General features: G+C 39.7%; 11 protein-coding genes. 8 read left to right on the top strand and 3 right to left on the bottom strand.

The genetic code is table 11. The features are described 5' to 3' along the window. The first annotated feature begins 133 nt into the window (after positions 1 to 133). From mqnE to FKG96_RS14685, 3 genes are all read left to right on the top strand, one after another. Positions 134 to 1,330 carry an aminofutalosine synthase MqnE gene (gene mqnE / locus FKG96_RS14695; RefSeq protein WP_013666637.1) on the top strand — a complete coding sequence of 399 codons (1,197 nt, stop codon included), beginning with the start codon at positions 134 to 136 and terminating at the stop codon, positions 1,328 to 1,330. 275 nt (positions 1,331 to 1,605) lie between these two features. Beyond that, positions 1,606 to 2,235, top strand: coding sequence for a histidine phosphatase family protein (locus tag FKG96_RS14690; RefSeq protein ID WP_013666636.1), 630 nt, complete (start codon positions 1,606 to 1,608; stop codon positions 2,233 to 2,235). A 16-nt stretch (positions 2,236 to 2,251) separates the two neighbouring features. After that, positions 2,252 to 2,971, top strand: coding sequence for a menaquinone biosynthetic enzyme MqnA/MqnD family protein (locus tag FKG96_RS14685; protein WP_130857775.1), 720 nt, complete (start codon positions 2,252 to 2,254; stop codon positions 2,969 to 2,971). A 245-nt stretch (positions 2,972 to 3,216) separates the two neighbouring features. On the opposite strand, the gene FKG96_RS14680 is transcribed toward FKG96_RS14685, so the two are convergent. Together FKG96_RS14680 and FKG96_RS14675 are read right to left on the bottom strand one after the other, a co-directional pair. Further along, positions 3,217 to 4,170, bottom strand: coding sequence for an aldo/keto reductase (locus FKG96_RS14680; protein ID WP_149105699.1), 954 nt, complete (start codon positions 4,168 to 4,170; stop codon positions 3,217 to 3,219). Between the two features lie 95 nt (positions 4,171 to 4,265). Next, positions 4,266 to 5,384, bottom strand: coding sequence for an AI-2E family transporter (locus FKG96_RS14675; RefSeq protein ID WP_130857777.1), 1,119 nt, complete (start codon positions 5,382 to 5,384; stop codon positions 4,266 to 4,268). Positions 5,385 to 5,507: 123 nt separating this feature from the next. Between FKG96_RS14675 and FKG96_RS14670 the strand changes: the two genes are divergently transcribed. The 4 genes from FKG96_RS14670 to FKG96_RS14655 all read left to right on the top strand — a co-directional run bounded on the left by FKG96_RS14670 (position 5,508) and on the right by FKG96_RS14655 (position 10,280). Then, positions 5,508 to 7,337, top strand: a complete 1,830-nt coding sequence (locus FKG96_RS14670; protein WP_130857778.1) for an alpha-L-fucosidase — start codon at positions 5,508 to 5,510, stop codon at positions 7,335 to 7,337. Between the two features lie 11 nt (positions 7,338 to 7,348). After that, positions 7,349 to 8,797, top strand: a complete 1,449-nt coding sequence (locus tag FKG96_RS14665; protein WP_130857779.1) for an alpha-L-fucosidase — start codon at positions 7,349 to 7,351, stop codon at positions 8,795 to 8,797. Between the two features lie 178 nt (positions 8,798 to 8,975). Then, positions 8,976 to 9,581 carry a DUF6580 family putative transport protein gene (locus FKG96_RS14660; RefSeq protein ID WP_130857780.1) on the top strand — a complete coding sequence of 202 codons (606 nt, stop codon included), beginning with the start codon at positions 8,976 to 8,978 and terminating at the stop codon, positions 9,579 to 9,581. 6 nt (positions 9,582 to 9,587) lie between these two features. Beyond that, positions 9,588 to 10,280 (top strand): NAD-dependent deacylase, encoded by a 693-nt coding sequence (locus FKG96_RS14655; RefSeq protein WP_130857781.1) that lies wholly within the window; start codon positions 9,588 to 9,590, stop codon positions 10,278 to 10,280. 392 nt (positions 10,281 to 10,672) lie between these two features. On the opposite strand, the gene FKG96_RS14650 is transcribed toward FKG96_RS14655, so the two are convergent. Beyond that, positions 10,673 to 10,921: a hypothetical protein gene (locus tag FKG96_RS14650; protein ID WP_130857782.1), complete on the bottom strand. Its 249-nt coding sequence runs from the start codon at positions 10,919 to 10,921 to the stop codon at positions 10,673 to 10,675. A gap of 638 nt (positions 10,922 to 11,559) precedes the next feature. Here FKG96_RS14650 and FKG96_RS14645 point away from each other — a divergent pair. After that, a complete protein-coding gene (locus FKG96_RS14645) occupies positions 11,560 to 13,005 on the top strand; it encodes a circularly permuted type 2 ATP-grasp protein (protein WP_013666628.1) in 1,446 nt (481 codons plus the stop codon). Position 13,006 lies beyond the last annotated feature (1 nt).

Here is a 13,006-nt window from a genome sequence, read left to right as displayed (position 1 = left end):
GTAAGTTATACGTAATACGTGCCTACCGCTTACCGCGGAAAGCCTACAGCCCGTAAATCTTACTTTAACGAGACGGTTACATGTTTGCATATCCAGCCAAGTTTATCTAAGTTTGTCGGTAAGATATTTGTGTATGGAAGCAGATAATAGGTTACAGCTGGTCATCGATGATCCCCATTTAGATGCAGAATTAAAAGAAATAGCATTAAAAGTTCTTAACAATGAGCGCATAAGCTTCGAAGAAGGGGTAGTACTTTACGAGAAAGGCGAATTAGGCTATTTAGGCGTATTAGCAAATTATATTCGGGAGAAAAAAAATGGCAACTACACCTATTTCAACCGGAATTTCCATATAGAACCGACCAACTTATGCGTGTATGACTGTAAGTTCTGTTCCTATTCGCGTTTAATTAAAGAGCGGTCAGAAGGATGGGAAGCAAGCATGGAAGACATGCTGTCAACCATCAAAAAATATGATAATGAACCGGTTACAGAAGTCCATATAGTGGGAGGGGTGCTCCCGCAATACAATATGCAGTTTTATATGGATTTGTTTTCTGCTATAAAAAAACATCGCCCACAACTTCACGTCAAGGCATTGACACCGGTTGAATATCATTATATTTTTAAGAAGGCAAAAGTAGATTACGCTACGGGTATGCGCATGATGAAGGAGGCGGGATTGGAGTCCATGCCGGGCGGCGGAGCGGAAATTTTCCATCCGGAGATACGAGACCAGATCGCTAAGGATAAATGTAATGCAGAACAATGGTTGGCCATTCATGAGGAGTGGCACAAACTGGGCATGTATTCAAATGCAACGATGCTTTATGGCCATATAGAAGCATTTCATCACCGCGTTGATCATATGGAGCAACTGCGTCAGTTGCAAGACAAAACAGGCGGATTTCAAACATTTATCCCCCTCAAGTTTAGAAACAAAGACAATCAAATGTCGCACATTCCTGAATCTTCGGTCATCGAAGATTTGAGAAATTATGCGATAGCACGCATTTACCTCGACAACTTTCAGCATATAAAGGCATACTGGGCTATGATCAGTAGAGATACAGCGCAGCTGTCTTTGAGCTTTGGTGTGGACGACATAGATGGCACCTTAGATGATACTACCAAAATCTATTCAATGGCAGGAGCTGAAGAGCAAAATCCAGCCATGAGTACGCAGCAACTGGTTGAGCTGATCAAGCAGGTAGGACGGCATCCGATTGAACGTGACACCTTATATAATGTGGTTACGGATTATCAGGATTATCAGTTCGAAGAAAGCAATCCTAAAAAAAGCTATTACAGCTTGCCGGTGTTGAATTAGGGAATAGGGAACAAGTGAATAGGGAGTAAGGCAACGGGGTGCTAGACTTGTTCATGGCTAACCGGTTCCCAAGATCACTGGACTTGGGGAGTAAGGGAATGGGACGCTAGACTTGCTCACTACTCCATAATCAGGCTTGGATGATGTCTTGATACTTTTATCCTGAACTACTAAAGAACAAATTACTTGAATGAAACCTGCATAAATTGCCATATACCGAAGAAAAATGAATAATTTATGCAAGCTTCATCACCGATAAAGAACAAATCATTTTAATGAAAAAATTATTCTATATAATCAGACACGGAGAAACCGATTTAAACAAACAGGGAATAGTACAGGGCAGGGGTGTCAACACACCGTTAAATGACCTGGGAAATCAACAGGCGCAGGCTTTCTATGAAGCTTACCAAGCAATAAAATTTGATAAAATATATACCTCTACCCTAATCCGAACCCATCAAACAGTCGCTAATTTTATTAATCAAGGTATTCCTTGGGAACAGCTCGAAGGACTGGATGAAATTAGTTGGGGAATTTACGAAGGTAAAGAGCAATCCACTAACATTATCACAGGTTTCAACTCGATTACGCAGCAATGGAGCGAAGGGAAATTAGATATCGCCATAGAAGGAGGCGAAAGTCCTAATCAAGTACAGGAAAGGCAAAAAAAGGCTATGGATTATATCACCTCCCAACCCGATGAACGCAATGTGCTTATCTGTATGCACGGTCGCGCGATGCGTATTCTACTTTGCTTACTGATAAACAAACCTTTATCTCAAATGGACGACTTTCCTCATATGAATACGGCTCTATATTTAGTTTCCTATAATGAGGGTACCTTTACGATTGAAGATCATTACAACATAAACCATTTAGCACAGCTTCAGGACGTCGAATAGCATTTTATATTAACACATGAACAAAATTAAAGTATCAGCCGTATCCTATACAAATACGACTCCATTTATCTATGGTATAAAAAACACCCCACTGATTGATGAAATAGAATTAAGCTTGGATATACCAAGTACCTGCGCACAAAAGCTAATTGATTGTCAGGTGGACGTAGGCTTGGTACCGGTAGCCGCTCTATTGCAGATACCGAAATATGAAATTATTTCAGACTATTGTATCGGCGCTACCGGCGCAGTTAATTCAGTATTTATTTTTAGCAACAAACCGGTTCACGAAATAAAAACGCTACGACTTGATAAGCAGTCACGCACTTCTAACAACCTTGCTCGCGTACTGTTAAAAAATTACTGGAAACAACCGGTTGAACTTACGGAAGACCAAAATGCCGATGCATTCGTCGAAATAGGTGATCGGACGTTTGGAAAAAAGGAAAGCTTTCCTTTTGTTTATGATATGGGAGCTGAGTGGATGAACTTTACGGGTTTACCTTTTGCTTTCGCCGTATGGGCCGCTAACAAATCTTTACCGAGCAGTTTTATTGAACTTTTCAATAAATCAATGAAATTCGGATTGGATAATCGAGATAAGGTTATCGACAACTTGCCTAAAAGGGACGATTTTGATATCGCTCATTACCTTAATCACGCTATCGACTTTGCGCTTACTGATAAAAAAAGAGAAGCGATTCAATTGTTTCATCAGTACATTCAAGCACTTTAAGGGAACAGTGAACCGGTTAATAGGGAACAAGGGAACAGTGAGTAGGGAACAGTGAACCGGTGAGTTGGAGCTAGGGAACTAGTTAAAGGCTAGGTAACAGATAAGAAAAAAGTTCTCCCTATTAACTATTTCCCTAATAACTACTCCCTATTAACTACTCCCTAATAACTACTCCCTATTAACTACTCCCTAATAACTACTCCCTGCTAACTACTCCCTAATAACTACTCCCTGCTAACTGCTCCCTAATAACTACTTGCGTTATCCAATATTTTTATTTCCTCCGAACTCAGTGCGATGTCTGCCGACGTAATTAAATCATGCAGCTGTTTCTCATTGGTTGCGCTGGCAATAGGCGCGGTAATAAAAGGTTTATGGAGCAACCAGGCAATGGCTATTTGCGCCTTCGTTGCACTTTTATTGGCGGCGATTTCTTCCAAGGCAACCAGAATTCTTTCACCGCGTTCATTCAAGTATTGTTTTACCGTTTCACCTCGCTGGCTTTTGCCTAAATCAGCTTCCGTTCGATACTTGCCGGTAAGAAAGCCACTAGCCAATGCATAATAATTTAGCACGGCCAGATTTTGATCCTGTACCAACGAAAGATACTCCGTCTCAAACGTCTGCCGGTCGTATAGATTATAAAGGGGTTGGATGCTGACATAAGGCTGCAAATTGTTTTTTCTTGCAAATTCGTTCGAAGCAGCAATACGTGCAGCCTTGAAATTAGAGGCGCCGATATAGCGTACTTTACCCTCTTCAATAAGGGTATTTAGCGCCTCCATAGTTTCTTCAACAGGCGTCGCCTCATCGTCATAATGGGTTTGATAGAGATCAATATAATCCGTTTTTAGTCTTTTCAACGAAGCCTCTACCGCTTCTTTTACATAAGCGGCTTTTAGCCCCTTTCTGTCTTTATCCATCTCAGCACCTAACTTGGTAGCAATCACTACATCATCGCGTTTTCCCCGTTTCGATAACCAATTCCCAATAATCGTCTCTGATTCGCCACCTTTATTTCCCGGAACCCATTTGGAATATACATCGGCAGTGTCTATAAAATTATAGCCGCCATCTATCAATGCATCCAATAACTGAAAAGATGCTGTTTCATCTAAAGTCCATCCAAAAACATTACCTCCAAAAGCAATAGGGGAAACCTCTAACGCTGTTAAACCTAACTTCCTTTTATGTGCCATTTACGTAAATTTATTTGTTACTAACAATAAACGGTAACTGACGGGATAAGTTTTAAATCTTGTCTACACGACGCCAAATATGACATCCCATTTACTCAATCTAACAGATTCTCTATTTTTTGCTTTCGTGTTCGCTTGGGGATCTTCATATAACTACCTTCTTCACTGCTTTCGTCTCCTAACAACATGCCCCAAGGCTTAAGCTCCGGTATTCTATCAAAAACCACTTTCATAATGGCAATGATGGGTATTGATAAAAACATCCCGGTAATTCCCCAAAGCATTTCGCCCAGCACGAGACCAATTAGGGCAATCAAGGTATTAATTTGCACTTTCGAGCCAACGATTTTCGGCATAATGTAATTTCCATCTACTGCATGAATAACGACCAATGCAATCACAACAAAAAGGACATTCGTTGCTGTCGAGGTAGCAAAAGTGATTAGAACCGTGATCACTAAGGCGGTAAAAATCCCCACATAAGGAATAATATTGAAAATGCCTGTAATCAACCCTAGGAGGAAGCTGTACTTTACGCCAATAAAGTAAAATGCCAAGCACGCCAGAATAGTGACTATCAGCATTTGTAAAAAAAGTCCCACGACATAACGTTTTATAATATACTGGATCTGGTAGACAATTTCATACACAACAGGGCTATGATTTTCTTTAAATGAATTCACTAAAAACCTAACAATCAACCTTCTATGAAAAAGAATAAAAAACGTATAAAGAAAAGAGAATAGCAACAGTAAAAACAGTGACGATAAGGACATCAATGTTTTGCTCAACAAGGTAGTCCCGGTACTAAGTGATTTTGAAGCAGCTTGATTGATATAGTCAATCTGTGCTTTGTTGTTTACATGAAAGGTATCGGAAATCCAAAACTGCAGGTCAGCTGCTGATTTCAAGAGCTGTTGCTTAAAAGCCGGCCAATCATTTGCCAAAGACGAAAGCTGAGTACCTAACAAGGTGAACACCGCACCAATGAGTATGACCAGCGCAATGGATGATAACAACGAAGATACGGAACGAGGCATTTGAAAATTGCGTTCCAGAAGATTAGCCAGCGGCAACAGCAAAACCGAGCATAAAAATCCAAAGATCAATGGAGCCAAAATGGTATGTCCTAAAATCGCCAGGTAGCCCAATAATAGGATACTCAATAAGACGCAGGCCAGTTTAACATAAAAAGGGAGTACAACTGTTTTCATATAATGTACATAGGAGTAAATAAAAATAAAGTTAACGTATTTTTAAATCCGTGATACAATTTCTTTGCCTAAAATGATAAATAGATTATCTTTATCAAAAAAATTAAAATCTAACCACAACTTATGCCAATAAAATATATAGTCGTTAAGCTTTTAGCGTGCTTTCTTTTTCTTTCCACATCTGCGCAGGAAAAGCAAACAACCAATCAGCAAAAAATGGAATGGTTTAAGGATGCCAAATTGGGTATATTTATCCATTGGGGAATCTATTCGGTAAATGGTATTTCCGAATCATGGTCTTTTTTCAATAATTATTTAAATCATGAAGCCTATATGCGGCAATTGCAGGGCTTTACGGCATCAAACTACAAGCCGGAAGAGTGGGTAGATCTCATTTCTCTCAGCGGTGCTAAGTATGCCGTTATCACTTCTAAACATCACGATGGTGTAGCATTATGGGACAGTAAGGTTGATAAGGCTATTACGATTGAGAAGCACGGTGCGGCTAAACGTGACGTGCTCAGTCCTTTTTTAAAGGCGCTGAAAAGAAAAGAGATCAAATCAGGAATTTATTTTTCTTTGCCCGACTGGAGCCAAGACGATTATGATGTCTTCACTCGCCTCAGAAAGCGATACAACTTAAAAGACGACCCAAACCGATGGCAACGATATCAAAACTACATGATGGGCCAACTGGAAGAGCTTTCGGATCGCTTCGACCCAGATTTATTATGGTTTGATGGCGATTGGGAGCATAGTGCCGGCGAATGGCAAGCTGAAAGTATATTAGCAAATCTTCGAAGACACAATCCAAATATTATAGTCAATGCACGATTAACAGGCCATGGCGATTATGACACCCCCGAACAAGGCGTACCCGTGCTTAAACCATCCAATCCGTATTGGGAATTATGCTATACCATGAACGATTCTTGGGGTTATCAGCCGTACGACCGGCATTATAAATCATCGAATATGATTATCCGAACCTTGATTGATTGCATTAGTATGGGAGGGAACCTACTCTTGGATATCGGCCCACAGGCGGATGGCCGTATCCCGACTGAACAAATTGCCATTTTGAAAGATCTTGGTCGGTGGACACAAAAAAACGAGGAAGCCATTTACGGAACCCGAGAAGGGCTGCCGCACGGTCATTTCATAGGAAAATCCGCTTTATCGAAAGACAATAAAACAATTTACTTATTTCTCGAGAAAAAGGACAATAAAACAATATATATCAATGGCTTAACGTCTAAAGTAAACACCGTGTGCATTTTAGGCCACCAAGGAAATATTTCTTTCCAAGAACAGGGGCAACAACTAGCTATTGACATCCCGGCCGCCGCGGAAGACAAGGATGCTACTGTTGTAGCCGTTCAACTTGCTGAAACATTGAAGCTTAGTACGCCGCAACTGAACAAAATCGCTCACGAGAATTTACAACGCCCTGAAACAAGTTTAGGCCAGCAGATTCACACAATTATCAACAACATCAATGCAGGCAATAATCTTTTTGATAACAGCCAGTTAGCAGCAGATGGATACAATTATCGTTTACCTGAAAACCCTTCTTTGCAAGCTTGGATAACGAAGCATGCCGAAGCGCTGTACCATGCGAAGAGCGGCCTTCCGGAAGGGCACTATACCGGACTTAGTGCTTTATCGGAAGATAAACAAACCTTATTTTTGTTTATTGAAGGCAAACCAACCGGCCCTATAGCTATTAAAGGACTTAGAAACACAATACAACGTGCGCGAATTGTGGGCGAGGGCACTTTATTAACACCACTGATTTACAACAAATTATATTGGAGCAAAGTACCGGGGATAACCTATATACCCGTACCGGAAGATCGTCTAGATCCGCAAATGACAGTTATTGCGCTGTTGTTGGACGGACCATTAGATCTTTACCGAGAAAATGTTGGTGCTATTGAAAATAACTTGTAATATCATATAATATGAAAAAATTTTTAGTGGGGTTACTGAGTTTATACTTCGGAACCCAGGCTATCGGCCAGGAACATAACACATCGGCCAATTATATTAAGCCGAAAGATCCATTGGTCGTGAAAAACCTGTCTGAATGGCAAGAATTGAAATTTGGCCTTTTTATGCATTGGGGCACTTATAGTCAATGGGGAATTGTTGAAAGTTGGAGCCTTTGTCCCGAAGACGAAGGGTGGACGCAACGTCGGGGCCCACATGCAGCCAATTATTATGAATATGTTAAGGCCTACGAAGATTTACAGAAACAGTTTAATCCGATTGACTTCAATCCCGGAAAATGGGCTCTGGCGGCGAAGGAAGCTGGCATGAAGTACGTGGTATTCACCACCAAGCATCATGATGGTTTTGCCATGTTTGACACAAAGCAAAGTAATTATAAGATTACCGATAGCAAATCACCTTTTTCAGGTAACCCTCGTGCCAATGTAGCCAAAGAGATTTTTAACGCTTTTCGACAAGATCAGTTCAAAATAGGAGCCTACTTTTCCAAACCTGATTGGCATACACCGTATTATTGGTGGCCTTATTTCCCGCCAAAAGATAGAAATGTCAACTATGACCCAAAAAAGTATCCGGATCGCTGGCAGCAATTCAAAGACTTTACTTACAACCAGATTAGCGAGTTAATGACTGACTATGGTAAAATTGACATCCTATGGTTAGACGGGGGGTGGGTGCGACCATTAGCGACTGTAGATACTACCGTCGAATGGCAACGAGGCATTAAAACAGAACAGGACATAGACATGCCAAGAATCGCTAACATGGCGCGCAAAAAACAACCGGGCATTATTATCGTAGATAGAACTGTCCCGGGTGAATATGAAAATTATGTCACACCGGAACAGTCGATCCCCAACAAGCCGCTCGATATTCCCTGGGAATCATGCATGACCATGGGCAACTCATTCAGCTATGTTCCGAACGATCAATATAAGCCGGCGAGAGAAATCGTGCACAATCTAATAAAAATAGTATCAAGAGGGGGGAACTACCTACTCAACATAGCTCCCGGGCCCAAAGGAGACTGGGATCCTATAGCCTATCAGCGTTTAAAGGAGATCGGAAAATGGATAAATAAATACGGAGAAGGCATTTATGCTTCGCATAGTATTGCTCCTTATTCAATCGGCAATATTTTTTTTACACAAAATAGGGAGGAAAATACCGTTTATGCTTTTATTTTACACAAAGAGGGAGGGGAGAACTTACCCGCTAAATTGGAATTGCCATTAAAAGAGGACGCCAAACTACATGATATAAGCCTGGTAGGTTCAAAAGTCAAGCTTCGCTGGAAGATTGTTGATAAGCATATTCAAATTGAGATTCCACAAACAGCGAGAAATTTGCAGTCGGACGACTATGCGAGCATGTTTAAGATCGGATATGTTTATTTGTGATAAGAGACATAGGACATAGGACATAAGATGAGAGACACAAGATCTAAGATTTCCTATGTCTGATACTTGATACTTACATCTTAATACCTACATCCTGGTACTTGACACCTACGTCTTGATCAACTAAATTAGTAAATAACACGCATTTTAGTTAAGTTTGTAGACAAATAATTCAAGTATGAACACAAGCGAAACCGGCAGAGTCAACACACGGAATGCCATGCTCATTTTAATCATCGTTAGCACCGCGCTTTTGCGGATTCTTAATGTAGGTAAATTTGGAGACTGGGCCAATTTCACACCCATTGGAGCTACCGCGTTGTTTGCAGGAACTTATTTTCGCAATAGGTGGGCTGCTTATTTTACACCCCTGTTAACACTTTTTATTTCCGATATCATCGTTAATTACGGTTATTACGGAAAAATCACTTTATTTTATGAGGGCATTGTGTACGTGTATATTGCTTTCGCACTTATGGTATTTGTTGGTAGCCTAATAAAAAAAGTGACGACCTTGCGTGTTTTCGGAGCGACCATAGCTTCGGTGTTAATCCATTGGATTGTCACTAATTTTGGTGTCTGGATAAGTGGTCAAATATATCCCTTAAACGCCCAGGGCTTTACCGACTGTTACATTAAAGCCATTCCATTTGAAAAGAATCTATTGCTGGGCAATTTAGCTTATGGAATTATTCTCTACGGAGGATTTGAATGGGCGAAAAAGCATTTCCCTCTTCTTGCCGTACCTCATGAACTAAGCATAAGCAAGCCAAACTACAAATAATCAGGCATGAAGGTTGTCGTATTCACGGGAGCAGGTATATCGGCGGAAAGTGGATTGAAGACCTTTCGCGGTGAGGATGGTTTATGGGAAGGATATAAAGTAGAAGACGTCGCTACTCCCGAAGCTTGGCGAAAAGACCCCGAATTAGTACAACATTTTTATAATATCAGGAGAAAAGCCGTGCTGGATGCACAACCCAATGCGGCTCATCAAGCCCTTGTCAAATTAGAAAGCAAATTTCAGGTCACCATAATTACCCAGAACATTGATGACCTGCATGAGCGGGCAGGATCAAAACATGTTATCCATCTCCATGGAATAATCACAAAAGCACAATCTTCTCTTGATCCATTATTGATTTATGACATACAGGGAACAGAGATAAAAATGGGGGACCGTTGCGCCAGGGGTTCCCAACTAAGACCTCATGTCGTTTGGTTTGGCGAACCCGTTCCAATGATGCAAACGGCTATTGATGAATGCCGAAAGGCTGATATCCTCCTGATTATAGGTACGTCGCTACAAGTATACCCGGCGGCAGGTCTGATAAATTTCCCGCCTCATTATGCACAAAAGATTTTAATCGATCCCGAGGCTCATCAACTTAATCGAGTGGATTCAGAAATTCAAAGTGTTGCAGCGAAAGCTAGTATCGGTGTCCCGAAGGTGGTCGATCAATTGCTCAGTGTGGTTAAATAGTTGAGTAGTAGAATAGTTGAGTAGACCATAAGCTTACGGCTTAGAGCATATGGCTTATAGCTTATAAATAGGCCTACAAAATTAGTACTAGATCTATTTGATCACCAAATAATATTTTATTTACAACTATATTTACCTGAAAATAATATATTTAACGTCTTTTATATAAAGAGTTGATACCGTAAAGATCGAGATGTTAGCCCTTGATCGCAAAGAAAGCAAAATATAATTCGGTTTCGATCAAAAACAAATCATAACAAGCTGCTTATTAATGAATTTGACATAGTAAAGAAAAGAAGAAATTGAGGAAGGATAGGAGCAGAAAGGATGATCTGAGGCGATCAAGAAGAAAATCCTACAGAGAGTCACAAAATATAGCTTATCGTTTATAGCTAATATTCATGACGTTCATAAGCCTTTTTAAAATCTGCACGCATAGTAGCAAAGCGTGCAACGATAGCCTGCACAAATTCTTCGTCCAGTATTTGAAAAACACCGTTTACGCCGTCCGTAACATCCATTTCAGTAATCTTGTAAACTTGTTCAAGAGAACCTTGCTCAAATTTAATAATAAACTTTTGATTCATGGAAAAGATGCTGATTTTGCATTCTTTATGCGGAAGCTCGGCAATTGCTCTCATAGGAATCTGTGAAAATATAGAAGATTAGTTTAACTAAGGCCAAAGTTACAAAATATCAACCATATGTTAATATGGGGCGAGGGGAAAACTTTTTATTTAACATAATATAAATTATAAGATAAAATAGTTTGCCTTTTAATGTTTACTCTGATAAAGAGAAATGGCTAAATATGTGCTAACAAATAAAGCTGTTGATAACCTTACAAAAATCTGTGATTACTTATGAAGTGTGGTCGGAAAATCAGGCCGATAAATATATCATAAATTGCAGGCAGTTACTATTCCTCACATACCAGATACAACTAAAATTCCTACTATAAAAGCATTTTTATTATTTTGTGCATATTTTATATTGCTTAAATAAAATGTATAACTGCTTTTATGCCAAAATAATGTGATACAGTAGAAATATTTTATTATTATCTATTATGTTTTAATGATTTTAATAAGTAAAACAATACAATATCAATTCTGTATGTGTATTTGCTTTTTTCACATATTTTTTAGTTTAATTTTTAAATGAAAAACGTAAGAAAAATGATATTTTTAAATTATTTCAATTTTTTTCGGCTTATATTGATATATTTTTATTGCAAATGCGATTTTATTTGCTTAAAATTAGCAAAAAATAAGAATATATGTCAAATGATCATTTTCTGAACGAATATGTGTATCATGAAAATACTTGGGATGAGATGTATGACTCTAAAAACATCCGTCATCAATATAGTCATGTTTTCTCGATGCTTAAAAACCTTGACGTGGATAGCATGAGCAATCGGCATCGTTTAGCGGGAGAATTGTTCTTAAATCAAGGCATTACTTTTACAGTTTACAACAATAATGAAGGAATTGAGCGCATCTTTCCTTTTGATATTATCCCCAGGATTATCACGGGTGCTGAATGGGAAGAAATTGAAAAGGGCATTATTCAGCGTTTAAAAGTGCTAAATCTATTTCTAAAGGATATTTATCATGAACAACAGATATTACGTGACGGTATCGTTCCTGCGGAGCTAATTGCCAGTTGCCCACATTATACCAGAGAAGCTTACGGTATCAGGGTCCCTTACGATATCTATGTTCACATTTCCGGGATCGATTTGATACGCGGAAGCGATGGCAAATTTTATGTATTGGAAGACAATCTTCGTACGCCTTCCGGGGTGAGCTACATGTTAGAAAACCGTGAAGTAACGAAGCGAATTTTTCCTGATATTTTATCCTCATCGAATGTTCGGAGCGTTACCCACTACCCTACGCTCTTACATGAAGTTTTACTTAACTTGATTTCTTCTCAAGTATCTGATCCATATATAGTTATATTAACACCTGGGATTTTTAATTCGGCTTATTACGAACACACCTTCCTGGCAAAACAAATGGGCGTTGATCTTGTAGAAGGCCGGGATTTGGTAGTCGATAATCATAAAGTATACACGAAAACGACCAAAGGTCTTAAACAGGTAAATGTCATCTATCGAAGAGTGGATGACGAGTTTTTGGACCCACTCGTATTCAAGCAAGACAGCTTACTTGGCGTGCCTGGTTTACTGAGTACTTACCGGAAAGGCAATGTGGCTATCGTCAATGCAGTGGGAAACGGCGTAGCCGACGACAAAGCAGTATATGCTTATGTCCCCGAAATGATTAAATATTACCTGAATGAAGAGCCGATATTAAACAACATTCCTACCTATCAGCTCAGTGATCCGGAAGTGCTTAAATATGCTATTTCAAATATAGATAACCTCGTTATAAAAAACACCAATCAATCGGGCGGCTATGGTATGATTATGGGAAACGCGATCAGCGAACGAGAATGGCTAAAAGCCAAAAGCGAGATTGAAAAAAATCCCCGCAATTATGTTGCCCAGCCCATTATTCAATTAAGTACGGTTCCATGTTTTATTAATGGCAAGATTCAACCTCGCCATGTCGACCTTCGCCCTTATGCCTTATACGGTCCACAGGGAATCAAATTAGTTCCCGGAGGCTTGACTCGCGTTGCCTTAACGGAAGGGTCGCTTGTTGTAAATTCGTCGCAAGGTGGAGGTAGTAAAGACACGTGGATTATTGACTAAT

This window comes from Olivibacter sp. LS-1, assembly GCF_008245145.1.
Lineage (GTDB): Bacteria > Bacteroidota > Bacteroidia > Sphingobacteriales > Sphingobacteriaceae > Olivibacter > Olivibacter oleidegradans.
Note: the sequence above shows the minus strand (reverse complement) of the source record. Positions and strands in the feature narration are given on the sequence as shown.

Coding starts and splice junctions, on each gene's coding strand:
- mqnE (WP_013666637.1), top strand. CDS start 134: ATGGAAGCAGATAATAGGTTACAGCTGGTCATCGATGATCCCCATTTA.
- FKG96_RS14670 (WP_130857778.1), top strand. CDS start 5,508: ATGCCAATAAAATATATAGTCGTTAAGCTTTTAGCGTGCTTTCTTTTT.
- FKG96_RS14660 (WP_130857780.1), top strand. CDS start 8,976: ATGAACACAAGCGAAACCGGCAGAGTCAACACACGGAATGCCATGCTC.
- FKG96_RS14685 (WP_130857775.1), top strand. CDS start 2,252: ATGAACAAAATTAAAGTATCAGCCGTATCCTATACAAATACGACTCCA.
- FKG96_RS14645 (WP_013666628.1), top strand. CDS start 11,560: ATGTCAAATGATCATTTTCTGAACGAATATGTGTATCATGAAAATACT.
- FKG96_RS14650 (WP_130857782.1), bottom strand. CDS start 10,921: ATGAGAGCAATTGCCGAGCTTCCGCATAAAGAATGCAAAATCAGCATC.
- FKG96_RS14655 (WP_130857781.1), top strand. CDS start 9,588: ATGAAGGTTGTCGTATTCACGGGAGCAGGTATATCGGCGGAAAGTGGA.
- FKG96_RS14680 (WP_149105699.1), bottom strand. CDS start 4,170: ATGGCACATAAAAGGAAGTTAGGTTTAACAGCGTTAGAGGTTTCCCCT.
- FKG96_RS14690 (WP_013666636.1), top strand. CDS start 1,606: ATGAAAAAATTATTCTATATAATCAGACACGGAGAAACCGATTTAAAC.
- FKG96_RS14675 (WP_130857777.1), bottom strand. CDS start 5,384: ATGAAAACAGTTGTACTCCCTTTTTATGTTAAACTGGCCTGCGTCTTA.
- FKG96_RS14665 (WP_130857779.1), top strand. CDS start 7,349: ATGAAAAAATTTTTAGTGGGGTTACTGAGTTTATACTTCGGAACCCAG.